Origin of the sequence: Streptomyces sp. NPDC059534 (genome assembly GCF_042743475.1) — a bacterium.
In the GTDB taxonomy this organism is placed as follows: domain Bacteria; phylum Actinomycetota; class Actinomycetes; order Streptomycetales; family Streptomycetaceae; genus Streptomyces.
Map to the genome: position 1 here is coordinate 169619 of NZ_JBHWAQ010000002.1, position 24951 is coordinate 194569.

General features: G+C 71.8%; 15 protein-coding genes. 10 read left to right on the plus strand and 5 right to left on the minus strand.

All coding sequences use genetic code 11. The features are described from left to right. Positions 1 to 10: 10 nt before the first annotated feature. A complete protein-coding gene (locus ACFVZH_RS03110) occupies positions 11 to 1093 on the minus strand; it encodes a PIG-L family deacetylase (RefSeq protein WP_384892282.1) in 1083 nt (360 codons plus the stop codon). 391 nt (positions 1094 to 1484) lie between these two features. On the opposite strand from ACFVZH_RS03110, the gene ACFVZH_RS03115 reads away from it, so the two are divergent. Beyond that, positions 1485 to 4472 carry a bifunctional [glutamine synthetase] adenylyltransferase/[glutamine synthetase]-adenylyl-L-tyrosine phosphorylase gene (locus ACFVZH_RS03115; RefSeq protein WP_384892285.1) on the plus strand — a complete coding sequence of 996 codons (2988 nt, stop codon included), beginning with the start codon at positions 1485 to 1487 and terminating at the stop codon, positions 4470 to 4472. A 12-nt stretch (positions 4473 to 4484) separates the two neighbouring features. On the opposite strand, the gene ACFVZH_RS03120 is transcribed toward ACFVZH_RS03115, so the two are convergent. Further along, entirely contained in the window at positions 4485 to 5312 is an 828-nt protein-coding gene (locus tag ACFVZH_RS03120; protein ID WP_384892288.1) for a DUF4344 domain-containing metallopeptidase, read from the minus strand. Positions 5313 to 5456: 144 nt separating this feature from the next. After that, on the minus strand, positions 5457 to 6065 hold the full coding sequence (locus tag ACFVZH_RS03125; protein ID WP_384892291.1) for a TetR/AcrR family transcriptional regulator C-terminal domain-containing protein: 609 nt from the start codon (positions 6063 to 6065) through the stop codon (positions 5457 to 5459). A 105-nt stretch (positions 6066 to 6170) separates the two neighbouring features. Between ACFVZH_RS03125 and ACFVZH_RS03130 the strand changes: the two genes are divergently transcribed. After that, positions 6171 to 7709, plus strand: a complete 1539-nt coding sequence (locus tag ACFVZH_RS03130) for an APC family permease (protein WP_384892294.1) — start codon at positions 6171 to 6173, stop codon at positions 7707 to 7709. Continuing rightward, the gene (locus ACFVZH_RS03135; RefSeq protein ID WP_384892297.1) at positions 7619 to 9187 is read left to right on the plus strand and encodes an amidohydrolase; all 1569 of its coding nucleotides are present in this window, start codon (positions 7619 to 7621) and stop codon (positions 9185 to 9187) included. Before ACFVZH_RS03130 ends, ACFVZH_RS03135 begins: the two co-directional genes overlap by 91 nt. 23 nt (positions 9188 to 9210) lie before the next feature. On the opposite strand, the gene ACFVZH_RS03140 is transcribed toward ACFVZH_RS03135, so the two are convergent. Next, a complete protein-coding gene (locus ACFVZH_RS03140) occupies positions 9211 to 10116 on the minus strand; it encodes a phosphatase PAP2 family protein (protein WP_384892300.1) in 906 nt (301 codons plus the stop codon). Positions 10117 to 10191: 75 nt separating this feature from the next. After that, positions 10192 to 11226 carry a LacI family DNA-binding transcriptional regulator gene (locus ACFVZH_RS03145; protein ID WP_384892303.1) on the minus strand — a complete coding sequence of 345 codons (1035 nt, stop codon included), beginning with the start codon at positions 11224 to 11226 and terminating at the stop codon, positions 10192 to 10194. 367 nt (positions 11227 to 11593) lie between these two features. On the opposite strand from ACFVZH_RS03145, the gene ACFVZH_RS03150 reads away from it, so the two are divergent. The 7 genes from ACFVZH_RS03150 (at position 11594) to pulA (ending at position 24940) form a co-directional block, all read left to right on the plus strand. Next, a complete protein-coding gene (locus ACFVZH_RS03150; RefSeq protein ID WP_384892306.1) occupies positions 11594 to 12871 on the plus strand; it encodes an extracellular solute-binding protein in 1278 nt (425 codons plus the stop codon). Positions 12872 to 12900: 29 nt separating this feature from the next. After that, entirely contained in the window at positions 12901 to 13911 is a 1011-nt protein-coding gene (locus ACFVZH_RS03155; RefSeq protein ID WP_384892309.1) for a carbohydrate ABC transporter permease, read from the plus strand. Beyond that, positions 13908 to 14780 (plus strand): sugar ABC transporter permease, encoded by an 873-nt coding sequence (locus ACFVZH_RS03160; protein ID WP_384892312.1) that lies wholly within the window; start codon positions 13908 to 13910, stop codon positions 14778 to 14780. Before ACFVZH_RS03155 ends, ACFVZH_RS03160 begins: the two co-directional genes overlap by 4 nt. A gap of 50 nt (positions 14781 to 14830) precedes the next feature. Further along, on the plus strand, positions 14831 to 16498 hold the full coding sequence (locus ACFVZH_RS03165; protein WP_384892315.1) for an alpha-amylase family glycosyl hydrolase: 1668 nt from the start codon (positions 14831 to 14833) through the stop codon (positions 16496 to 16498). A gap of 134 nt (positions 16499 to 16632) precedes the next feature. After that, entirely contained in the window at positions 16633 to 17712 is a 1080-nt protein-coding gene (locus ACFVZH_RS03170) for a LacI family DNA-binding transcriptional regulator (RefSeq protein WP_384892317.1), read from the plus strand. 123 nt (positions 17713 to 17835) lie between these two features. Further along, a complete protein-coding gene (locus tag ACFVZH_RS03175) occupies positions 17836 to 19566 on the plus strand; it encodes a carbohydrate-binding module family 20 domain-containing protein (RefSeq protein ID WP_384892320.1) in 1731 nt (576 codons plus the stop codon). Positions 19567 to 19645: 79 nt separating this feature from the next. Continuing rightward, the gene (gene pulA / locus ACFVZH_RS03180) at positions 19646 to 24940 is read left to right on the plus strand and encodes a pullulanase-type alpha-1,6-glucosidase (RefSeq protein ID WP_384892323.1); all 5295 of its coding nucleotides are present in this window, start codon (positions 19646 to 19648) and stop codon (positions 24938 to 24940) included. Positions 24941 to 24951 lie beyond the last annotated feature (11 nt).

Consider the following 24951-nt stretch of genomic DNA (forward strand, 5'->3'; position numbering starts at 1 on the left):
TTTCTCCTGTTCAGCGATCGTTCTTGATGTTCGCGTTGGAGTAGGTGGGGCGGGGGCGCCCCCGCCCGGGGCCCCCCGCCGGCCCCCCCCCCCCGGCGGTGGTCCCGCAGTCGTTGATCCCGTCCATCCAGGCGTACGTCTTCAGGGTCCGCAGCTTCGCGCCCGCCGTCTCGGGGTCGAGGGTGTGCGGCAGGGTGCTGGTCGGGTAGCCCAGGTAGTTCTGCACGCCGACGTGCGGGTGCCCGGGGGTGTCGGCGTACCGGTCCAGTGCGGCCTGGACGAACCGCGCCCCGTACAGGTGGTCCTGATGGTCGCGGAGCTTGCCCGGTGTCCCCGGCCAGGTGCCGGGGGTCGGGTCCTGCATGCGGACGAAGGTCGGCCGGAAGCGCTCCAGGAGCCCGGTGACGGTCGCGACGACCTGGTCCTTGGTGTACGTGAAGTCGGCCGTGACGGGGGTGCCGGCGGCCCGCTGGGAGGCGAGTGCGTCGATTCGGCCGTGCCAGAGGCCGTTGAGGCTCTCGGGCCGGTCGTCGCTGATCGAGCCGGCCTCGCGCAGCTGTAGCCACACCAGCTTGACCTGGGGCTTCGCGCGCAGGGTGTCCAGCTCGGCCGTCGCGCCGCCGGCCGTGGGTATCGCGACCCGGTCCCAGGTGGCGGTCCGGCTGCCGGTGGCCATCTCGGCGTAGGCGGCGCGTATGCCGTTCTGCCGGGCTTCGGCGTAGCCGGCCTTGTCGGGCGCGGCGTCGGCGGCGTCGCGCGGGCGGGCGTTGACGCCGTCCGATTCGCCGGCGGTGAGGTAGACGGAGGCCAGGGGGCTGCCGGAGCGCAGGGACTGGGAGATGTCCGGGTTCATGAAGAACAGGTCGTCGTCCGGGTGGGCCACGATCTGCACCACGGAGGTGGCGGAGTGGGGGGTCCGCACCGGCGTGGCGGGCGCCTTGGCCTCGTGGCCGGGCGGCGGCACGGCAGGTTCCGCCGGCTTGGCCGCCGTCACCGAGAGGAGTCCGGCGAAGGTGCCGCCGACCAGGACGGTCGCGACGGCGGAAGAAACGATTCTTCGGCGGGAGGGGCGGCGGCGGGGACGGACAGGCATGTGCGGCGGCGCTTTCACTGACGGACGGGACGGGGGTCCCGCCCACCTCGACGGCGGGAGGGTCCCGTATCGAGGGCGAGCGGGTCCCGTATCGAGGGCGAGCGGGTTCCGTATCGACGGCGGGAGGGTCCCGCGTCGAAGGCGAGCGGGTCCCGTGTCGAGGGCGGGAAGGTCCCGCGTGCAACAAGACGGACCTTCTAGATTTACGGTTCATTCGCCCCGAAAGAGATCTTTGTGCGCGATCTCACGCGCCGGGCGCCGTGGGATGCGCCACGTACGCGCCGGATCGGCCGGACTCCGGCGCGATGTGACCGGCGGTCGGGCACGCCCGGGGCCCCCGCGCCGGATAGGCTCGGTCCTTGGGGCTGACCTGCTCGGAAGGAGCGGCGGAATGACGGTGCCGGGACGCAGGAGCAGTACGTTCTCACGTCTGCTGCGGCACGGGTTCACCGACCCCTCGGGAGCCGAGGAGCTCCTCGCCGCGCCCGAGCTGTCCGCACTGCGCGACGACTCCGTCCTCCTCGACGCCCTGGGCGCCACCGCCGACCCGGACCTCGCCCTGCGCGGCCTGGTCCGGCTGGCCGAGGCGCAGCCCGAGACCGAGCGGCAGACCTTCACGGCCACGCTGCTCTCGGCCAAGCCGTTCCGGGACCGCCTCCTCGGCGTCCTCGGCGCCTCCGAGGCGCTCGCCGACCACCTGGCCAAGCACCCCCGCGACTGGGAGTCCCTCGTCACGTACGAGGCGGCCGACCTGCACCCGGGCGTCGCCGAGTTCGAGCAGGGTCTGGCCGAGGCCGGCGACGCGGTGTCGCTGCGGGTCGCCTACCGCCGCTGCCTGCTCGCCATAGCGGCCCGTGACGTGTGCGGCACCACCGATGTCGCCCAGGCCGCCGCCGAGCTGGCCGACCTGGCGACGGCGACCCTGCGGGCCGCGCTCGCCATCGCCCGGACCGCCGCGCCCGCCGACGCCGCCCAGTGCCGGCTCGCCGTGATCGCGATGGGCAAGTGCGGCGGCCACGAACTCAACTACGTCTCCGACGTGGACGTGATCTTCGTCGGCGAGCCCGTGGAGGGCGCCGACGAGGGCAAGGCGATCCAGGCCGCGACCCGGCTCGCCTCCCACCTGATGCGGATCTGCTCGGAGAGCACGGTCGAGGGCACCATCTGGCCGGTCGACGCCAACCTCCGCCCCGAGGGCCGCAACGGCCCCCTCGTCCGCACCCTCTCCTCCCACCTCGCCTACTACCAGCGCTGGGCGAAGACCTGGGAGTTCCAGGCCCTCCTGAAGGCCCGGGCGGTGGCGGGCGACCCGGAGCTCGGCGCCCAGTACATCGACGCCGTCTCGCCGCTCGTCTGGCAGGCCGCCGAGCGCGAGAACTTCGTCCCCGACGTGCAGAAGATGCGCCGCCGGGTCGTCGACAACATCCCCGCCGCCCAGATCGACCGCGAACTCAAGCTCGGCCCCGGCGGTCTGCGGGACGTCGAGTTCGCCGTCCAGCTCCTCCAGCTGGTGCACGGCCGCAGCGACGCCGGACTGCACAGCGGCACCACCCTCGACGCGCTGACCGCGCTCGCCGCCGGCGGCTACGTCGGCCGGGCCGACGCGGCCCAGCTCGACGAGGCGTACCGCTTCCTGCGCGCCATGGAGCACCGCATCCAGCTCTACCGGCTGCGCCGCACCCACCTCGTCCCCGAGGACGAGGCCGACCTGCGCCGCCTCGGCCGCTCGCTCGGCCTGCGCACCGACCCGGTCGCCGAGCTGAACAAGGAGTGGAAGCGGCACGCGGCCGTGGTCCGCCGGCTGCACGAGAAGCTCTTCTACCGGCCGCTGCTCGACGCGGTCGCCCAGCTCGCCCCCGGCGAGATCCGGCTCAGCCCCAAGGCGGCCGGACAGCGCCTCGAAGCGCTCGGCTACCAGGACCCCGCCGCCGCCCTTCGTCACCTGGAGGCGCTGGCCTCCGGGGTGAGCCGCAAGGCCGCGATCCAGCGGACGCTGCTCCCGGTGCTGCTCGGCTGGTTCGCCGACTCGGCCGACCCGGACGCCGGTCTGCTCGGCTTCCGCAAGGTCTCGGACGCCCTCGGCAAGACCCCCTGGTACCTCCGGCTGCTCCGCGACGAGGGGGCCGCCGCGGAGAACCTCGCCCGCGTGCTCTCCGCCGGGCGCCTCGCCCCCGACCTGCTGCTCCGTGCCCCCGAGGCGGTCGCGCTCCTCGGTGACCCGGAGGGGCTGAAGCCGCGCGGCCGGGACCACCTGGAGCAGGAGGTCCTGGCGGCGGTGGGCCGCGCGGACGACGCCGAGCAGGCGGTCGCGGCGGTCCGCGGGGTGCGCCGCAGGGAGCTGTTCCGTACGGCGGCGGCCGACCTCATCGGCTCGTACGGCACCGAGGACAACCCCCGCGAACCCGACCCGGGCGCCCTGGTCGACCGGGTGGGGGAGGCCGTCACCGACCTCAACGCGGCGACCATCGCCGGCGCCCTGCGGGCCGCCGTGCGCGCCGAGTGGGGCGACACGCTGCCGACCCGGTTCGCGGTCATCGGCATGGGCCGCTTCGGCGGTCACGAGCTGGGGTACGGCTCCGACGCCGACGTCCTGTTCGTGCACGAGCCGCGCGAGGGCGTCGACGAACAGGAGGCGGCCAAGGCCGCGAACCGGGTGGTCGCCGAGATGCGACGGCTGCTCCAACTGCCCACCGCCGACCCGCCGTTGCTGATCGACCCGGACCTCAGGCCGGAGGGCAAGAGCGGCCCCCTGGTCCGCACCCTGAAGTCGTACGAGGCGTACTACCGCCGCTGGTCCCTCGTCTGGGAGAGCCAGGCCCTGCTGCGCGCCGAACCCATGGCGGGCGACCTGGACCTGGCGGAGCAGTTCATCGAACTCGTCGACCCGCTGCGCTATCCGGCGGAGGGTCTCGGCGAGGACGCGGTCCGCGAGATCCGTCGGCTCAAGGCCCGCATGGAGTCCGAGCGGCTGCCGCGCGGCGCCGACCCGACGCTCCACGCCAAGCTGGGCCGCGGCGGCCTCAGCGACGTCGAGTGGACGGTCCAGCTGCTCCAGATGCGGCACGGCTGGGCGGAGCCGGGGCTGCGGACGCCCCGCACCCGCGAGGCGCTCGCGGCCGCGCACGCGGCCGGTCTGATCCCGACGGAGGAGGCGCAGACCCTGGACGAGGCGTGGGTGCTCGCCACCCGCGTCCGCAACGCGGTCATGCTGGTCCGCGGCCGGCCCGGCGACACCTTCCCCTCCGACCCGCGCGAACTCGCCGCGGTCGGGCGCTACTTGGGGTACGTCCCGGGTCACGTCGGCGAGATGGTCGACGACTACCGGCGCATCACCCGCCGGGCCAGGGCCGTCGTGGAGGAGCTGTTCTACGGGGCGTGACGGGCCTCCGCGTCAGCCCTTCAGGTAGGGCTGGAGCAGGGTGCTCCACGCCTGGTCGATCTTCCGGAACTCCTCGGGGCACTGGGCGGCCCGGCTCTCGGGCAGGGGCCCGCCGGGGTTGGCCTCGGTCTGCACGGCGCCCTGGAAGGTGGCCGGGTCGGAGCCGTACAGCCAGCAGATGGCGTTGTAGTACCGCTGGGCGTCGAGGGAGTGCTCGTCGGGGAGCCGCGCGCTGACGTCGCCCTGCGCCTCGGCGTCGGCCAGGGCGCCCCATGCCTCGATGGCGCTCACCGCGTACTCCTGGTGCACGGAGTCGCCCGCGAGGAGGAGGGTGGCGAGCTGGTCGGCCGCGTCCTCCTCCCGGCCGGTGGTCGGCAGGTCGTAGACGTCGATCAGGCCGTGCGCGAGCTCGTGGAAGACGACGCTGTTGGAGATGCCGATGAGGTCGTCCTCGGTGGCCCGGTTCCGCTGGGCCTGGGTGCCGGTGGTGTTCAGCTCCTCGAAGACGCCCCGGTAGTACCCGACGAGGTCGTAGCAGAAGCCGATGCCCTGACTCTCGGGATCCCAGAAGGCGTTGACCTCGCCGCAGCTCAGGGCCGTCACCGGCACGTCCCGCGGAAGTCCGATGAGGGCGTTCGCATGGGCGGCGGCGCCTTCGAGCACCTCGTTCCGCTCCAGGAACTGCTGTTCCTGCACGTCCTGTGCGGTCTCGGCGGGCGCGTACCCCGCGACGAGAACTCCGGGGCCGGGAACGGCCGGTGCGGCGGTCGCGGTGGAGGTGCCGAGCGTCAGGAGAGCCGCGGACGTCAGGGTGACGGCCCATTTCCGGTGGAATCGCATCCTGTGCCTCCCGCTCGGGGTGAGGAGCGCGTGCGGGTGCCGCCGGAGCCGTGGGGAGCCCAAGGTCGTACAGCCCCAGGATAGGCCCGCCGGTCGGGCCGGGCACGCGCACGCCCCCGCGCCCCGACGCCTCCGGGCGGTCTCCTACTCGGTGTCGAGCAGGGTCCGGACGTGCCCCAGGTATGCCGTGAGCGCCAGCTCGAAAGCCTGGTCCGCGCGGCCCTCGGGGACCGCTCCGAGGGCGCGGGCGAGGAGGGGGGTGGCCGTCTCGTCGGGGAGTTCCCACATCGCCTCGGGGGCGGCCAGGTCGAGGGCCGAGCCGAGGACGAGGTTCTCCAGGGCGATGATGACGGGCATGACGTCCGGCAGCGCGAAGCCCGCGTCGAGCAGGCGGCGGACGGCCTTCTCGTACTGCAGGAGGACCTTCGGGGCGCGGACCGGCGAGGTGGTGAGCAGCGGGATCGCCCGCGGGTGGGCGGCGAAGGCGGCCCGGTAGGACCGGGCCCAGGCGGTGAGGGCGGCGTCCCAGGGTTCCGCGTCGAGGGTGGCGCCGTCGATCCCGGCGGCCACCCGCTCGCGCAGCAGTTCCACGATCCCGTCCCGGCCGTCCACGTGGTGGTAGACGGAGGCGGTCTGCACGCCGAGGCGCTTCGCGATCTGCGGGACGCTGAACTCGCCCTGCTCGTCGACGATGTCGAGCGCCGTGGTGGCGATGCGCTCCCGGTCGAGGAGGGGTCTGCGCGGCCGGCCCATGAAGCGTCACTCCCTGTTCAGGTCTTCCCGAATCGTCGAACGCGAGGCTACATTGCGCAAACCGAAAGCCTTTAGGTTTCCTGTCGCGGAAAGGCTTCCCCCGCCATGTCCACACCCACCCCCGACGAGCCCCCGGGGCTGAGAACCGGCACCCTCACCACCGCCGACATCTCCTTCTTCGTCGTCTCCGCCGCCGCCCCGCTCACCGTCATGGCCGGCGTCGCCCCCGTCGCGATCCTGCTCGGCGGCATCGGCGCCCCGGTCGGCTACCTCCTCGCCGGCCTCACCCTCACCGTCTTCGCCGTCGGCTTCACCACCATGAGCCGCCACGTCCGCAGCGCCGGCGCCTTCTACGCGTACATCACCCGCGGCCTCGGCGCCCCCATCGGCATCGCCGCGGCCCTCGTCGCCATGCTCGGCTACAACGGCATGGAGATCGGCGTCTACGGACTCCTCGGCTCCGCCACCTCGGACACCGCGGCCGCCCTCGGCCACGACGTCCCCTGGCTGCCCGTCTCCCTCGCCGGCCTCCTGCTCATCTGGTACGGCGGCCACCGCTCGATCGACTTCGGCGCCAAGCTCCTCGGCGTCCTCCTCGTCGCCGAGACCGGCATCCTCGTCCTCCTCGCCGGCGGCGTCCTGATCGACGGCGGCGCCCACGGACTCTCCCTCGCCGGCCTCGCCCCCGCGCACGTCCTCACCGGCGGCACCGCCGCCGTCCTGGCCTGCGCCTTCGCCGCCTTCACCGGCTTCGAGTCCACCGTCATCTACCGGCGCGAAGCCAGGAACCCCGAGCGCACCATCCCCCGCGCCACCTACATCGCGGTCGCCTTCCTCGGCCTCTTCTACGCCTTCGTCGTCTGGACCGTGATCCAGGCGTTCGGCGAGGACAAGGTCGTCCAGGCCGCCGCCGACGACCCCGGCGGCCTCTTCTTCGCCGCCATCACCACCTACGTCGGAGCCTGGGCCGCCGACCTGATGCACCTGCTCATCATCACCAGCGTCCTGGCCTCCCTCCTCGCCTTCCACAACGCCATCAACCGCTACACCCTCTCCCTCTCCGAGGAGGGCGTGCTGCCGAAGGCGCTCGGCCGGATCCACCCCCGCCACCGCTCCCCGTACGTCGCGGGAGCCGTCCAGACCGCCCTCGGGGCCGTCGTCGTCCTCGCCTTCGCGCTCGCCGGGGCCGACCCGTACCAGCAGCTCCTGCTCTGGGTGAACACCCCCGGCATGATCGGACTGATGGTCCTCCAGCTGCTGGCCGCGCTCGCCGTGCCCTGCTTCTTCCGGCGCATCGACCACCGGGAGGGCGCGCTGCGCACCGTCGTCGCCCCCGTCGCCGCGTTCGTCCTGCTCGCCGGGGCGATCGGCCTGGTCACCGCCCACGTCGAGCTCTTCACCGGGGCCTCGACCACGGTCAACACCCTGCTCGTCTCCCTCGTCCCCGCCGTCTTCCTCCTGGGCCTGGTCCTCGCGTACCGGCTGCGCCGCAGCCGCCCCGAGATCTACGCCCGCTTCGCCGCCGAACCCGTCACCGAAGGAGCCGACCCCTCGTGCCCGCACCCGACCTCGTCCTCGTCAACGCCCGCGTCCGCGACCCCGAGCTCACCGGCCACACCGCCCTCGCCGTCCATGGCGGAGTGATCACCGCCCTCGGCACCGACAGCGAGGCCCGCACCTGGGCCGGACCCGGCACCGAGACCGTCGACCTGGCCGGAGCCACCCTCACCCCCGGCCTCACCGACGCCCACAGCCACCCCGTCTGGGGCCTGGAGATGTTCACCGGCACCGACCTCTCCGGCGTCACCGACCTCGAAGGACTGCGCGCCGCCCTGCGCGCCGCCGAACGCCACGACGGCTGGGTCCTCGGCTTCGGCCTCGACCACAACGCCTTCGGCGGCCGCCCCGTCCACCACGAACTCGTCGACGACGTCCTCGACGGCGCCCCCGCCCACCTGCGCCTCTACGACGGCCACTCCGTCCTCGCCAGCGCGAACGCCCTCAAGGCCGCCGGCATCGAGGGCCCCCGCGCCTTCGCCCAGCACTCCGAGATCGTCTGCGGCCCCGACGGCCGTCCCACCGGACACCTCGTCGAGCACGCCGCCATGGACCTGATGACCCCGGTCCTGCCCGCGCAGTCCTACGCGGAGCGCCGGGCCCGGCTCGTCGGACTGCTCGACTCCATGGCCGCCACCGGCCTCACCGCCGCCCACGTCATGGACCTCGGCGGACACGACGTACCCGGCCTGCTGACCGCCCTGGAGGAGGACGGCGACCTGCCACTGCGCCTCCGGCTGGCCCCGTGGTGCATGCCCGGGGCGACCGCAGAGGAGCTGGACGCCCTCGTACGGCTCCAGTCGCGGGCCGGCCGTCTGTGGCGCGTCGGCGGCGTGAAGTTCTTCATGGACGGCACGGTCGAGGGCGGCACCGCCTGGCTGGAGCACGCCGACTGCCACGGACAGGGCACCGACGCCTTCTGGCCGGACCCGCGGACGTACTCCGCCGCCGTGGGTCACCTCCACCGCGCCGGCGTCGGCACCGCCACCCACGCCATCGGCGACGCCGCCGTGCGCCACGTCCTCGACACCGTCGAAGGACTCGGTACGGGCGGTCCCCGCCACCGGATCGAGCACATCGAGACCGTCCCCGACGACCAGCTCGGCCGCTTCGCCGCGCTCGGGGTCGTCGCCTCCATGCAGCCCCCGCACACCGCGTACACCCGCGCCGACCACACCGACGAGTGGTCCCGGCGGCTCGGCGAGGAGCGGGCGGCCCGTGCCTGGCGCTGCCGTGACCTGCGGGACGCCGGCGCGCGTCTCGCGCTCGGCTCGGACTGGCCCATCGCGCACCACGACGCCCGGCAGGTCCTCGCCACCGCCCGCGCCCCGCGCGGCGCGGCCTCGGCCCGCCTCGGTCTGACCGGCCTGATGGCGCTGGAGGGGATGACCACGCACGCGGCGCTCGCCGCGGGGGAGGAGCGGTTCGCCGGCCGCGTCGCCCCCGGCTTCCGGGCCGATCTCACCGCCTTCGCGGTGGACCCGGTCGAGGTCCCGGCGGACGAGGCCGCACAGGCCCCGATCCGGCTCACCGTCGCCGGCGGCCGGGTCACGTACCGGGGCTGACCGTCCGGGTCACGTACCGGGGGTCACGTACCGGAGCTGACCGGCCGCTCCGCGTCGGTCTCGCGGTCCGTCTCCTTCGCCGGGGGCGGACCGCCCCGCAGGACGGCCCCGGCGGGCTCCACCTGCCGGGGCAGCCGGTGCGGTCGGGAGCCGTACCAGCAGTAGGAGACGGCGAAGCCGAAGGCCAGGCAGATCATGCCGCCGACCGCGTCCAGCCAGAAGTGGTTGGCGGTGGAGACGATCACGACGAGGGTGGCCATCGGATAGAGCAGGCCGAGGATCTTCGCCCAGGGCGCCTTGGCCAGCAGGAAGATCGCCAGCCCGCACCAGAGCGACCAGCCGATGTGCATCGACGGCATCGCCGCGTACTGGTTCGACACGTGCTTCAGGTTGCCCGAGGCCATCGAGCCCCAGGTGTGGTGGACGAGCACCGTGTCGACGAAGTCCTGGCCGTTCATGAGCCGGGGCGGCGCGAGCGGATACAGGTAGTAACCGACCAGTGCCACACCGGTGGTGGCGAACAGGACCGTGCGGAACGCCGCGTAACGGCCCGGATGCCACCGGTACAGCCACACCAGCACACCGATGGTCACGATGAAGTGCAGCGTGGCGTAGTAGTAGTTCATCGAGACGATCAGCCAGGTCACCGAGTTCACGGCGTGGTTCACGGCGTGCTCGAAGGCGAGTCCGAGGGACTCCTCGGTCCGCCAGATCCAGTCCGCGTTCTTGAGCGCCTGGGCCTTCTGCTCCGGCACCGCGTTGCGGATGAGGGAGTAGGTCCAGTAGCTCACCGCGATGAGCAGGATCTCGAACCAGATCGTGGGACGCCGGGGCGTGCGCGTGCGCAGGCGTGACAGCCTTCCGTCGGCCACGGTGGGTGACGACGGGGTCGTCCGGTCGTCCAAACTCTTCACGGTCGTTTCACCCATAGGGAGAGAGTCTGCCAGATCCCCACCCCCCGACCGATCATCCCTCGGTCGGGTTCGGGGCGCACCCCCTCCGTCTCAGGAAGGAGTGCGCGCGGGCGCCGGGGCGGACGCGGTCGAACCGCGAACGACCAGCTCAGGCATGAAGACGAACTCGGAGTGCGGGGCCGGGGTGCCCCCGACCTCCTCCAGCAGCGCGCGGACCGCGGCCTGCCCCATCGCCTGCACGGGCTGGCGGATGGTGGTCAGCGGCGGGTCGGTGAACGCTATGAGCGGAGAGTCGTCGAAGCCGACGACGGAGACGTCCTTCGGCACGTCGAGCCCCTGCTGCCGGGCCGCCCGGATCGCGCCGAGCGCCATCATGTCGCTCGCGCACACGATCGCGGTGCAGCCGCGGGAGATCAGCGCTCCGGCGGCCGCCTGGCCGCCCTCCAGGGTGTAGAGGGAGTGCTGGATCAGCTGTTCGGACTCCTCCAGGCCGAGACCGAACCGCTCCTCCATGCCCTTCTGGAAGCCCTCTATCTTGCGCAGCACCGGCACGAACCGCTTCGGTCCGACGGCGAGCCCGATCCGGGTGTGGCCGAGCGCCGCCAGGTGCGTCACCGCGAGTCGCATCGCCGCCCGGTCGTCGGGCGACACGAAGGGCGCCTGGACCTTGGGGGAGAAGCCGTTGAGGAGGACGTACGGGACGCCCTTGCCGCGCAGCTGGTCGTAGCGCGTCATGTCGGCGGTGGTGTCGGCGTGCAGCCCGGAGACGAAGATGATGCCGGCGACGCCGCGCTCCACCAGCATGTCGGTGAGCTCGTCCTCGGTGGACCCGCCGGGGGTCTGGGTGGCGAGGACCGGCGTGTACCCCTGCCGGGTGAGGGCCTGCCCGATGACCTGCGCGAGCGCGGGGAAGATCGGGTTGTCCAGTTCGGGGGTGATCAGGCCGACGAGACCCGCGCTGCGCTGGCGGAGGCGCACGGGACGCTCGTAGCCGAGCACGTCGAGTGCGGCGAGGACGGACTCGCGGGTGGCAGTTGCCACACCCGGCTTTCCGTTGAGCACGCGGCTGACTGTGGCTTCACTGACCCCCGCCTGGGCTGCGATGTCGGAGAGCCGCGCGGTCATGGGAAAGGACTGTACCGGTCACAGCGCGTATTTCCCACCGGTTCACCCGTACCCGGGCCGGACCGCAAGGTTCGAGCCGTTGCGCAAGGTCTTGCAGTGCTTGCGGGGGTCTTTCGGGGCGACGAAGGGGGCGCATGGGGCCGCTCGGTGTGCGAGATGCCCGATACGGCCCCTGTCAAGCGGCCTGCAGGCAACCTTCGGGACACGTGGATGTAACGATCGCCGGGCCTTGCAGAAATTCTCCGCAAGGTCTTTCGGCGCGTTTTCATCCCTGTTACGTTCCTGGCAACCCGGAGCGCCGCGAGGGAGCGGTCGCATGAGGAAGGTTCCAGCCCCTCGTCTCCCCGGGATCATTGAAGGAGTTCACATGCGGCGTGGCATAGCGGCCACCGCGCTGATCGCGGCCCTGGGCGTGACCCTGGCGGCGTGCGGTAGTGACAGCGGTTCGAACGGCGGCGGGGCCAAGGGCTCGGGCGAGCTCTCCGGCACCGTGACCTGGTGGGACACCTCCACGGTCGGCTCCGAGGACAAGGTCTTCAAGAAGGTCGCCGAGGACTTCAAGAAGAAGCACCCCAAGGTCACGGTCAAGTACGTCAACGTGCCTTTCGGTGACGCGCAGAACAAGTTCAAGAACGCCGCTCAGTCCGGCTCCGGCGCCCCCGACGTCATCCGCTCCGAGGTCGCCTGGACCCCCGAGTTCGCGGACCTCGGCTACCTCGCCCCCCTCGACGGCACCCCCGCCCTCAAGGACGCCGACGACTTCCTCAAGCAGGCGTCGGCCTCCACGCAGTACAAGGGCAAGACCTACGCCGTCCCGCAGGTCATCGACTCCATGGGCATCTTCTACAACAAGAAGATCTTCAAGGACGCCGGCGTCGAGGTCCCCAAGACCATCGACGAGCTCAAGACCGTCTCCGCCAAGATCAAGCAGAAGACCGGCAAGACCGGCCTCTACCTGCGCGGCGACGACGCCTACTGGTTCCTCTCCTTCCTCTACGGCGAGGGCGGCGACCTCGTCGACGCCGACAAGAAGTCGATCACCGTCGACAGCCCCGCCGGTGTGAAGGCGTTCAAGACCGTCAAGGACCTGGTGGACTCCGGCGCGGCCAAGACGGACGCGACCGACGGCTGGAACAACATGCAGACGGCCTTCAAGGACGGCAAGGTCGCCATGATGATCAACGGCCCGTGGGCCGTCGCCGACACCTACGGCGGCAAGGAGTTCACGGACAAGGCCAACCTGGGCATCGCCCCGGTCCCGGCCGGCTCCGCCGGCCAGGGCGCCCCGCAGGGCGGTCACAACCTCGCCGTCTACGCCGGTTCGAAGAACCTCGACGCCTCCTACGCCTTCGCCGAGTACATGACCTCGGCCGAGACCCAGGCGACGATCGCGAAGGAGCTCAGCCTCCTCCCGACCCGTCAGTCCGTCTACATCAAGCCGGACGTCGCGACCAACGAGATGATCACCTTCTTCAAGCCGGTCGTCGACAAGGCCGTCGAGCGCCCCTGGATCCCGGAGACCGGCAGCCTCTTCGCGCCGCTCGTCACCGAGTACACGAAGGTCCTCACCGGCCAGACCACCCCGGAGGCGGGAGCCAAGGCCACCGGTGACGGCTACCGCAAGCTCCTGAAGGACTGGAAGTAGCAGGAAGAAGAAGGAAGGCAGGCCGGCTGATGGCTGTGGACACCCCCAGCCAGTCGGTGGTGAAGGCCGCGGGCGAGAGCGCCCGCGGCCGGAGCCGCGGAACTGGTAAGTCCCGGGGCGCGGCGAAGCGCTCCCTCTCCACCCACTGGTACGCCTGGGCGATGGTCGCCCCGGTGACCGTCGTGATCGCCGTGATCATCGGCTATCCGCTGGTCCGCGGCATCTTCCTGTCGCTGACCGACGCCAACGAGCGGAACGTCGAGCGCTCCATCGGCGTCAACCACATCCCGTCGAGCTACGAGTTCGTCGGCCTGGACAACTACGCCGACGCCCTGACGGGCGGCCAGTTCCTCTCCACCCTGGGCTGGACGCTGGTGTGGACAGTGTCCTGTGTGTCGCTGACGTTCGCCCTCGGCCTCGGCCTCGCCAACATCCTCAACCGCAGGATCGTCGGCCGCTCCGCCTACCGGCTGATGCTCATCCTGCCGTGGGCGGTGCCCGGCTTCGTCTCCGTCTTCGCCTGGCGCTTCCTCTACAACCAGGACAACGGTCTCCTCAACAAGGTCCTGGCCGGCGGCGGCATCGACGCGGTGCCGTGGCTGAACGACCCCACCTGGGCCAAGCTGTCGGTCATCGCGACCAACGTCTGGCTCGGCGTCCCGTTCATGATGGTCGCCCTCCTCGGCGGGCTCCAGTCCATACCCGGCGAGCTGTACGAGGCCGCCGAGATGGACGGCGCCAACGCCTGGCAGCGCTTCCGGCACATCACCATGCCCGGGCTCAGCTCGGTGTCCACGACGGTGATCCTGCTCTCCACCATCTGGACCTTCAACATGTTCCCGGTGATCTTCCTGCTCACCCGGGGCGGGCCCGGCGAGGCCACCCAGATCCTCGTCACCCAGGCGTACAAGTTCTCCTTCGAGGTCAGTCCGCGCGACTTCGCCCAGTCGTCCACCTGGGGCGTGCTCATCCTGGTCCTCCTGATGCTCTTCGCCGCGGTCTACCGGCGAGTCCTCCGCAAGCAGGGAGAAGTCTGGTGACCACCACGACCCCCGCCCGTCACGCCGTGAGCACCACCCCGATCCGCGGCCGCCGTTCGCCGCTGGCCTCGGTCGCGCTGCACCTCACGCTGATCACGGCGTCCGTGATCGCCGTTTTCCCGGTGCTGTGGGTGCTGCTGACCTCCCTGAAGCCCGCGAAGTACGCGATCACCACGGACTTCTTCAAGGAGACGACGCTCGAGAACTACACCAACCTGCTGAGGGACACCCCGTTCCTCACCTGGTTCGGCAACTCGCTGGTCGTCGCCGGTCTCACCACCGTCATCGGTGTCTTCGTCTCCGCCACCACGGGCTACGCCGTGAGCCGCTTCCGCTTCCCCGGCAAGCGCGGACTGATGTGGACGCTGCTCATCACCCAGATGTTCCCGGTCGCCGTCCTCATCGTGCCGATCTACAACATCATGGCGTCGATGGGCCTGCTCAACCAGCCGGTCGGCCTGGTCGTCACGTACCTGACGATCGCCGTCCCGTTCTGCGCGTGGATGATGAAGGGCTTCTTCGACACCATCCCCCGCGAGATCGACGAGTCGGGATACGTCGACGGCCTGACCCCCTTCGGCACCTTCTGGCGGCTGATCCTGCCGCTCGCCAAGCCGGGCATCGCCGTCACCGCCTTCTACTCCTTCATCACCGCCTGGGGCGAGGTGGCCTACGCCTCCGCCTTCATGGTCGGCGACGAGAACCTGACGCTCGCCGGCGGACTGCAGAAGTTCGTCAACCAGTACGGGGCGCAGTGGGGCCCGATGGCCGCGGCCTCCGTCCTGATCGCCGTCCCCGCCGCCCTGGTGTTCCTCTTCGCCCAGCGGCACCTGGTCACCGGCATGTCGGCCGGTGCCGTCAAGGGCTGACGGCCCTGAGCACCCCGCCCGAACGCACCTCCTTACCTCCCAGGGAAGACATGACCCAGCATCTCGCCACCCCGGCCGACGCCCCCACCACCGGCACGCACACGGGCTGGTGGAGAGACGCCGTGATCTACCAGGTCTACCCGCGCAGCTTCGCCGACGGCAACGGCGACGGCATGGGCGACCTGGAGGGCATCCGCAGCCGGCTGCCGTACCTCAAGGACCTGGGCGTCGACGCCGTCTGGCTCTCCCCGTTCTACGCCTCGCCGCAGGCCGACGCCGGCTACGACGTCGCCGACTACCGGGCCATCGACCCGATGTTCGGCTCGCTCCTCGACGCCGACGCGGTGATCCGCGACGCCCACGAACTGGGCCTGCGCATCATCGTCGACCTGGTGCCCAACCACTCCTCCGACCAGCACGAGTGGTTCCAGCGGGCGCTGCGCGAGGGCCCCGGATCGCCGCTGCGCGAGCGCTACCACTTCCGCGCCGGCAAGGGCGGGAACGGCGAACTCCCGCCCAACGACTGGGAGTCCATCTTCGGCGGTCCTGCCTGGACGCGCACCGAGAACCCGGACGGCACGCCCGGCGACTGGTACCTCCACCTCTTCGCCCCGGAGCAGCCCGACTTCAACTGGGAACACCCGGCCGTACGCGACGAGTTCCGCTCCATCCTGCGCTTCTGGCTCGACATGGGCGTCGACGGCTTCCGCGTCGACGTCGCCCACGGCCTGGTCAAGGCCGCCGGCCTGCCCGACATCGGCGCCCACGACCAGCTGAAGCTGCTCGGCAACGACGTCATGCCCTTCTTCGACCAGGACGGCGTCCACGAGATCTACCGCACCTGGCGCACGGTGCTCGCCGAGTACGACGGTGAGCGCGTCCTCGTCGCCGAGGCGTGGACCCCGACCGTCGACCGCACCGCGAACTACGTGCGCCCCGACGAGATGCACCAGGCGTTCAACTTCCAGTACCTGGGCACCCACTGGGACGCGGCGGAGCTGCGCACCGTGATCGACGCCTCGCTCGACGCGATGCGCCCGGTCGGCGCCCCCACCACCTGGGTGCTGTCCAACCACGACGTCACCCGGCACGCCACCCGCTTCGCCAACCCGGCGGGCCTCGGCACCCAGCTGCGCGAGGCCGGCGACCGCGCACTCGGCCTGCGCCGGGCCCGCGCCGCGACGCTGCTGATGCTGGCCCTGCCCGGCTCCGCGTACGTCTACCAGGGCGAGGAGCTCGGCCTGCCCGACGTCACCGACCTGCCCGACGAGGTCCGTCAGGACCCGTCGTTCTGGCGGGCCAGCGGCCAGGACGGCTTCCGCGACGGCTGCCGGGTGCCGATCCCGTGGACCGCCGAGGGCACCTCGTACGGCTTCGGCGCCGGCGGCTCCTGGCTGCCGCAGCCCGCCACCTGGGGCGCCCTGAGCGTCGAGGCGCAGACCGGCGACCCCGGCTCCACCCTGGAGCTGTACCGCAGCGCGCTCGCCGTGCGCCGCGAGCGCCCCGAACTCGGTGCGGGCGAGGACGTCGAGTGGCTGGAGGCACCCGAGGGTGTGCTCTCCTTCCGCCGCGACGGCTTCGTCTGCACCGCCAACACCACCGGCCGGGCCATCACCGTCCCGCTGCCCGGCCGGTACCTCCTTTCCAGCGAGGAGATCCGCGTCGTCGACGACGAGGCGGAAGTGCCCGCGGACACCACCGTCTGGTGGGCGGTGTGACGGTCCCCCTGCCGCGGGGGGGCGGGGACGGGGCCCCCCCGGGCCCGGGCCGCGCGGGCCCCACCCGGGGGCGGGGGGCCCCCTCACACCCCCGCCTGCCACCCCGGGCGGTCAGGGCCGCCCCACACCCTGTTGTGGGGGGGGGGTGCCGCGCCCCACGCCCGGGGCGGCCCGCACCCGCCCCCCCGCGGCTCGCGGACATCGCGGCCCAGTCCGGGGTCAGCGAGGCCACCGTCAGCCGCGTCCTCAACGGCAAGGCGGGGGTGGCCGGCGCGACCCGGCACAAGGTGCTCGCGGCGCTCGACGTGCTCGGCTACGAGCGTCCCGTACGGCTCAAACGCCGCAGCGCGGGCCTCGTCGGGCTCGTCGTGCCCGAGCTGACCAACCCGATCTTCCCGGCCTTCGCGCAGGTCGTCGAACAGGTCCTCGCCGGGCACGGCTACACCCCGGTGCTCTGCACCCAGATGCCCGGCGGCGCCACCGAGGACGAGCTGGTCGAACAGCTCGTGGAGCGCGGGGTGGCCGGCATCGTCTTCCTCTCCGGGCTGCACGCGGACGCGACCGCCGACCCGGCCCGCTACGCCCGGCTCGCGGCCCGGGGCGTGCCGTTCGTCCTCATCAACGGCTACAACGAGAACATCGACGCCAACTTCGTGTCGCCCGACGACCGGGCCGCGGCCCGGATGGCCGTCCGGCACCTGGTCGAGCTGGGGCACGAGCGGATCGGCCTCGCCATCGGCCCCACCCGGTACGTGCCCTCGCGCCGCAAGGCCGAGGGCTTCGCCGCCGAGCTGTACGAGCTCCTCGGCGTCGAGCGGGCGGACGCCGAACGGTTCATCAGACCGACGCTCTTCGGCGTCGAGGGCGGCCACGCGGCCGCCGAGATCCTGCTGCGCGAGGGGTGCACGGGCATCGTGTGCGCCTCCGACCTGATGGCGCTCGGCGTGATCCGCGCCGTCCGTGCCCGGGGCCTCGACGTGCCCGACGACGTCTCCGTCGTGGGCTTCGACGACTCGCCGCTGATCGCCTTCACCAGCCCGCCGCTGTCCACCGTGCGCCAGCCGGTGCAGGCGATGGCGACGGCGGCCGTCGGCGCGCTCCTGGAGGAGATCGAGGGAAACCCGGTCCAGCGCACGGAGTTCGTGTTCCAGCCGGAGCTGGTGGTGCGCGGTTCCACCGCGCAGCCGCCCAGGGGCGTGCAAGTCCTTCCGTAACAACTTGCACAGCGATGTCCGGAGGGTTGACCGGGCGTCGGGGCACTCGTACGGTCACGGCTGAAAACAGTTGCTGAAGTTTTCGGCAACTTCTTGCGACACGGATGTCGTACAGGAGGAAGCATGGCCAGAAGAACCGTGGCCGCTGCACTCGCCCTCGTGGCGGGAGCCGCCGCTGTGGCCGTCACGGGAAACGCCCCGGCGCAGGCCACCCCGCCCGGCGAGAAGGACGTCACCGCGGTGATGTTCGAATGGAACTTCGCCTCGGTCGCCCGTGAGTGCACCGACCGCCTCGGCCCCGCCGGATACGGATACGTCCAGGTCTCCCCGCCCCAGGAACACCTCCAGGGCGGCCAGTGGTGGACCTCGTACCAGCCGGTCAGCTACAAGATCGCCGGACGTCTCGGCGACCGCACCGCCTTCAAGAGCATGATCGACACCTGCCACGCGGCCGGCGTCAAGGTCGTCGCCGACTCCGTCGTCAACCACATGGCGAACGGCTCCGGCACCGGAACGGGCGGGACCCCGTTCTCCAAGTACGACTACCCGGGCCTCTACTCCGGCTCCGACATGGACGACTGCCGCTCCTCGATCTCCAACTACCAGGACCGCGGCAACGTCCAGAACTGCGAACTGGTCCAGCTCCCCGACCTCGACACCGGCGAGGACTACGTCCGCGGGAAGATAGCCGGCTACCTCAACGACCTGCTCTCGCTGGGCGTCGACGGCCTGCGCATCGACGCCGCCAAGCACATGCCGGCCGCCGACCTCGCCAACATCAAGTCCCGGCTCACCAACCCCGGGGTCTTCTGGAAGCAGGAGGCCATCCACGGCGCGGGCGAGGCCGTCTCCCCGAGCGAGTACCTCGGCAACGGCGACGTCCAGGAGTTCCGCTACGCCCGCGACCTCAAGCGCGTCGTCCAGAGCGAGAAGCTCTCCTACCTGAAGAACTTCGGCGAGGCGTGGGGCTACATGCCCTCCGGCCAGTCCGGCGTCTTCGTCGACAACCACGACACCGAGCGCGGCGGCGACACCCTGTCCTACAAGGACGGCGCCAACTACACGCTCGCCTCCGTCTTCATGCTCGCCTGGCCCTACGGCTCCCCGGACGTCCACTCCGGCTACGAGTGGACCGACAAGGACGCCGGACCGCCCAACGGCGGCCAGGTGAACGCCTGTTACAGCGACGGCTGGAAGTGCCAGCACGCCTGGCGCGAGATCTCCTCCATGGTCGCCTTCTGCAACACCGCACGCGGACAGGCCGTCACCGACTGGTGGGACAAAGCCGGCAACGCGATCGCGTTCGGCCGCGGCACCAAGGCGTACGTGGCGATCAACCACGAGTCCTCGGCGCTCACCCGCACCTTCCAGACCTCGCTGCCCGCGGGCTCCTACTGCGACGTGCAGTCCGGCACCGCCGTGACGGTCAACCCGTCCGGCCAGTTCACGGCCACCCTCGCCGCCAACACGGCCCTGGCCCTGCACGTCAACGCCACGAACTGCGGCGGCACCACCCCGACCACGCCGCCCACGACGACCCCGCCGACCACGCCGCCCGCCACCGCGGGCGCCGCCTTCAACGTCAACGCCACGACGGTCGTCGGCCAGAACATCTACGTCACCGGCAACCGCGCCGAACTCGGCAACTGGGCCCCGGCCTCGGCCCTCAAGCTCGACCCGGCCGCCTACCCGGTGTGGAAGCTGACGGTCTCCCTGCCCGCCGGAACGTCCTTCGAGTACAAGTACATCCGCAAGGACGCGGCCGGGAACGTCACCTGGGAGTCCGGTGCCAACCGCACCGCGACCGTCCCCGCCTCGGGCCAGGTCGTCCTGAACGACACCTTCCGCAGCTGACCTCCTCCTCCCGTCAGGGCCGCCCCACCCGGGGCGGCCCTCCCACCCGTACCCCCGTCCCTCCTCCAGGGAGCACCCCGTGACACGCAAGAGAACGGCGGTCGCCATCGCCGCCGCCCTGTGCGCGGCCCTCGTGCCCGCCGTCCCCGCGGCCGCCGCGCCCCGGCCCCCCGCCCCGCCGTCGGACCGGTCGCTCGCCGCGCAGCCCGCCCGCCAGGACCTCACCCGCGAGCAGTTCTACTTCGTGCTGCCGGACCGTTTCGCCAACGGTGACGCCTCCAACGACCGCGGCGGTCTCACCGGCAGCCGCACGGAGACCGGCTTCGACCCCACCGACAAGGGCTTCTACCAGGGCGGCGACCTCAAGGGCCTGACGCAGCGGCTCGACTACATCAAGGGCCTCGGCACCACCGCCATCTGGATGGCGCCGATCTTCAAGAACCGGCCCGTGCAGGGCACCGGCAAGGACGCCTCGGCCGGCTACCACGGCTACTGGATCACCGACTTCACCCAGGTCGACCCCCACTTCGGGACCAACGAGGACCTGGAGAAGCTGATCGCGGCCGCCCACGCCAAGGGCATGAAGGTCTTCTTCGACGTCATCGCCAACCACACCGCCGACACCGTCGACTACGCCGAGAAGAAGTACGGCTACCGCCCCAAGGGCGCCTACCCGTACCTCGACAAGGACGGCCGCCCCTTCGACGACCGCGACGCGATCGGCCGGGTCGACGCGGACTCCTTCCCGTACACCCCCGTCGAGAAGGCGAACGCCAAGGTCCCCGCCTGGCTCAACGACCCCACGATGTACCACAACCGCGGCGACTCCACCTGGGCCGGAGAATCCGCCGAGTACGGCGACTTCGTCGGCCTGGACGACCTGTGGACCGAGCGTCCCGAGGTCGTCGAGGGCATGAAGCGGATCTACGAGAAGTGGGTCCGCGACTTCAAGATCGACGGCTTCCGCATCGACACGGTCAAACACGTCGACCTGGACTTCTGGACCCAGTGGGCCACCGCCCTCGACAGTTACGCCAAGAAGCAGGGCCGCGAGGACTTCTTCATGTTCGGCGAGGTCTACTCCGCCGACACCACCGTCACCGCCCCCTACGTCACCCGCGGCCGGCTCGACGCCACCCTCGACTTCCCCTTCCAGGACGCGGCCCGCGCCTTCGCCTCCCAGGGCGCCGGCGCCGACCGCCTCGCCAAGGTCTTCGCCGAGGACTACCGGTACACCACCGACAAGGCCAACGCCTACGAGCAGGTCACCTTCCTCGGCAACCACGACATGGGCCGCTTCGGCGGCTTCCTCAAGCAGGACAACCCGAACGCGACCGACGCCGAACTCGTCGACCGGACCCGGCTCGCCAACGAGCTGATGTTCCTCTCCCGCGGCAACCCCGTCGTCTACTCCGGCGACGAACAGGGCTTCACCGGCGCCGGCGGCGACAAGGACGCCCGCCAGCCCCTCTTCGCCGCACAGGCCGCCGACTACCTCGACGACGACCAGATCGGCACCGACCGCACCCACGCCACCGACGCCTACGACACCACCCACCCGGTGTACCGGTCGATCGCCGCGCTCTCGAAGCTGACCCGCGAGAACCCGGCCCTCCGCGACGGCGTCCAGCAGGAGCGGTACGCCGAGGGCTCCGTCTACGCCTTCTCCCGCACCGACGCCACGACGCGCACCGAGTACCTCGTCGCCACCAACGGCGCCACCACCGCGCAGACCGTCACCCTCCCCGTCGACTCCGCGAACTTCCGGGCCCTGTACGGGGGTCAGGGCGCGGTCGCCGCGAAGGACGGCTCCGTCACCGTCACCGTCCCCGCCCTCTCCTCGCTGGTCCTCAAGGCCGACCGGGCCCTCCCGCCGCCCGCCGCACCGCCGGCCGTCGCCCTCAAGGCCCCCGCCGCCGGAGCCACCGGCACCGTCGAGCTCACCGCCGACGTCACCGGCGGCCGGCTGAACCGGGTCGTCTTCGCCGCCCAGGTCGGCAACGGCCGCTGGCAGACCCTCGGCACCGCCGACCACGCCCCCTACAAGGTCACCCAGTACGTGACCGCCCCCGCCGGCACCGCCCTGCGCTACAAGGCCGTCGCCGTCGACACCGCCGGCCGCACCGCGAGCGCCACCGCCGCCACCACGGCCGGAGCGCCCCCGGTACCCGAGAAGCCGGTCGCCGTCGAGCGGACCTACGCCGTCGTCCACTACCAGCGCGAGGACGGCGACTACGACGGCTGGACGCTGAAGGCGGCCGGCCAGGAAGCCGCGTTCACCGGCCGCGACGCCCACGGCGCCTTCGCCTGGGTCAAGGTCCCCGAAGGCGCCTCCACCGTCGCCTACACCGTCGAGAAGGCCGGCACCGCCGACGGCCCGCAGCGGAGCATCGCCCTCGGCCGCACCGGCGAGGTCTGGATCACCCACGGCCAGGACGGCCAGTCCGACACGAACCCGGCCCCGGCCCCGCAGGACACGGCCAAGGCCGTCGTCCACTACCAGCGGCCCGACGGGAACTACGACGGCTGGGGCCTGCACACCTGGACCGGCGCCGCCCAGCCCACCGACTGGTCCAAGCCGCTGCTGCCGGTGCGCTTCGACGCGTACGGCGCGGTGTACGAGGTGCCCCTCACCCAGGGCGCGACCTCCCTCTCGTACATCCTCCACAAGGGCGACCAGAAGGACCTGCCCACCGACCAGTCCCTCGACCTCGCCACCTACGGCCACGAGATCTGGGCGCTGTCCGGACAGCAGAAGTACCTGCTCCCGACCGTCGGCGGCGCCCCCACCCTCGACCTCGGCAAGGCCGAGGCCCAGTGGATCGACCGCGACACCGTCGTCTGGAAGGTGAAGACCACCGACGCCACCAGCCAGCAGCTGGTGTACGCGAAGGACGGCGGCATCACCGTCACCGACGGGGCCCTGAACACCGAGGGCCAGTGGCTCCGGCTCACCCCCGCCGCGCTCACCGACGCCCAGAAGGCGAAGTACCCGCACCTCGCGGCGTACCCGGCCTTCACCGTCGACCCGCGGGACGCCGACCGCGTCCGCGACTCCCTGCGCGGCCAGCTGATCGCCACCCAGCGCGCCGCCAACGGCGCCCTCCTCGCCGCCACCGGCGTCCAGACCGCGGGCGTCCTCGACGACCTGTACGCGGCCAAGGCGACCGGGGCGGCCCTCGGCCCGACCTTCCGCGGCGGCCGCACCACCCTCTCCGTCTGGGCCCCCACCGCCCAGACCGTCGCCCTCGAACTCGACGGCCGGACCGTGCCCATGCGGCGCGACGACACCACCGGCGTCTGGTCGGTCACCGGCCCCAAGTCCTGGACCGGCAAGCCCTACCGGTACGTGGTGAAGGTCTGGGCCCCCAGCGTCGGGAAGACGGTCGTCAACAAGGTCACCGACCCCTACTCCACCGCCCTCACCACCGACTCGGCCCGCAGCCTCGCCGTCGACCTCGCCGACCCGAGGCTCGCCCCCCGCGGCTGGCAGAACCTGCGCAAGCCCGCCGCCGTACCGCTGCGGGACGCCCAGATCCAGGAACTCCACATCCGCGACTTCTCGATCGCGGACCCGACGGCCGAGGCCGGCCACCGCGGCACCTACCTCGCCTTCACCGACTCCGGCAGCAAGGGCTCGCGGCACCTGAAGGACCTGGCCGCCTCCGGCACCTCCTACGTCCACCTCCTGCCGGCCTTCGACCTCGGAACCGTCCCCGAGAAGAAGTCCGACCAGGCCGCCCCCGCCTGCGACCTGAAGGTCTACGCCCCCGATTCCGAGGAGCAGCAGACCTGCGTCACCGCGGCCGCCGCGAAGGACGCCTACAACTGGGGCTACGACCCGCTGCACTACACCGTCCCCGAGGGCTCCTACGCCACCGACCCCGAAGGCACCCGCCGCACGGTCGAGTTCCGGCAGATGGTCCAGGCCCTCAACGGCGACGGGCTGCGCACCGTCATGGACGTCGTCTACAACCACACCGTCGCCGCCGGACAGTCCGACAAGTCGGTCCTCGACCGGATCGTCCCCGGCTACTACCAGCGCCTCCAGGCCGACGGCTCCGTCGCGACCTCCACCTGCTGCGCCAACACCGCGACAGAGAACGCCATGATGGGCAAGCTCGTCGTCGACTCGGTCGTCACCTGGGCCAAGCAGTACAAGGTCGACGGCTTCCGCTTCGACCTCATGGGCCACCACCCGAAGGCCAACATCCTGGCCGTGCGCAAGGCCCTGGACGAGCTGACCGTCGCCCGCGACGGCGTCGACGGCAAGGCGATCGTCCTCTACGGCGAGGGCTGGAACTTCGGCGAGGTCGCCGACGACGCCCGCTTCGTCCAGGCCACCCAGAAGAACATGGCCGGCACCGGCATCGCCACCTTCTCCGACCGGGCCCGCGACGCCGTCCGCGGCGGCGGCCCCTTCGACGAGGACCCCGGCGTCCAGGGCTTCGCCTCCGGCCTCTTCACCGACCCCAACTCCTCCACCGCCAACGGCACCCCGGAGCAGCAGAAGGCCCGCCTCCTGCACTACCAGGACCTCATCAAGGTCGGCCTGACCGGCAACCTCGCCTCGTACACCTTCACCGACACCTCCGGGCGCGCGGTCAAGGGCTCCGAGGTCGACTACAACGGCGCCCCGGCCGGCTACGCCGCAGCACCCGGCGACGCCCTCTCCTACGTCGACGCCCACGACAACGAGAGCCTGTACGACGCGCTCGCCTTCAAGCTGCCGGCGGGCACCTCCCCGGCCGACCGGGCCAGGATGCAGGTCCTCGCCATGGCCACGGCGACCCTCTCGCAGGGACCGGCGCTCTCCCAGGCCGGCTCGGACCTGCTGCGCTCCAAGTCCCTGGACCGCAACTCCTTCGACAGCGGCGACTGGTTCAACGCGATCCACTGGGACTGCCGCGACGGCAACGGCTTCGGCCGCGGCCTGCCCCCGGCCGCCGACAACAGGGCCAAGTGGTCCTACGGGAAGCCGCTGCTCGTGAACCCGGCCCTCACGGTCGGCTGCGAGCAGATCGACGGCACCTCCGCCGCCTACCGGGACCTCCAGCGGATCCGCACCACCGAGCCGGTGTTCTCGCTGGCCACGGCGGGACAGGTCCAGTCGGCCCTGACCTTCCCGCTCTCCGGGACCGGCGAGACCCCGGGCGTGATCACCATGCGCCTCGGCGACCTCGTCGTCGTCCTCAACGCGACCCCGCAGAGCGCCGCGCAGAAGGTCGCCGACCTGGCGGGCCGGGGCTACGCCCTCCACCCCGTCCAGGCCGCGGGCTCCGACACCGTGGTGAAGTCCGCCTCCTACGAGGCCGCCTCGGGCACCTTCACGGTCCCGGCGCGCACGGTCGCGGTGTTCAAGGCCGCGAGCTGACCGCGGGCCCC

What these genes read in the sequence shown, in the direction of transcription:
- ACFVZH_RS03110 (WP_384892282.1), bottom strand. Translation starts at nt 1,093, where the DNA reads ATGCCTGTCCGTCCCCGCCGCCGCCCCTCCCGCCGAAGAATCGTTTCT.
- ACFVZH_RS03115 (WP_384892285.1), top strand. Translation starts at nt 1,485, where the DNA reads ATGACGGTGCCGGGACGCAGGAGCAGTACGTTCTCACGTCTGCTGCGG.
- ACFVZH_RS03120 (WP_384892288.1), bottom strand. Translation starts at nt 5,312, where the DNA reads ATGCGATTCCACCGGAAATGGGCCGTCACCCTGACGTCCGCGGCTCTC.
- ACFVZH_RS03125 (WP_384892291.1), bottom strand. Translation starts at nt 6,065, where the DNA reads ATGGGCCGGCCGCGCAGACCCCTCCTCGACCGGGAGCGCATCGCCACC.
- ACFVZH_RS03130 (WP_384892294.1), top strand. Translation starts at nt 6,171, where the DNA reads ATGTCCACACCCACCCCCGACGAGCCCCCGGGGCTGAGAACCGGCACC.
- ACFVZH_RS03140 (WP_384892300.1), bottom strand. Translation starts at nt 10,116, where the DNA reads ATGGGTGAAACGACCGTGAAGAGTTTGGACGACCGGACGACCCCGTCG.
- ACFVZH_RS03145 (WP_384892303.1), bottom strand. Translation starts at nt 11,226, where the DNA reads ATGACCGCGCGGCTCTCCGACATCGCAGCCCAGGCGGGGGTCAGTGAA.
- ACFVZH_RS03150 (WP_384892306.1), top strand. Translation starts at nt 11,594, where the DNA reads ATGCGGCGTGGCATAGCGGCCACCGCGCTGATCGCGGCCCTGGGCGTG.
- ACFVZH_RS03155 (WP_384892309.1), top strand. Translation starts at nt 12,901, where the DNA reads ATGGCTGTGGACACCCCCAGCCAGTCGGTGGTGAAGGCCGCGGGCGAG.
- ACFVZH_RS03165 (WP_384892315.1), top strand. Translation starts at nt 14,831, where the DNA reads ATGACCCAGCATCTCGCCACCCCGGCCGACGCCCCCACCACCGGCACG.
- ACFVZH_RS03175 (WP_384892320.1), top strand. Translation starts at nt 17,836, where the DNA reads ATGGCCAGAAGAACCGTGGCCGCTGCACTCGCCCTCGTGGCGGGAGCC.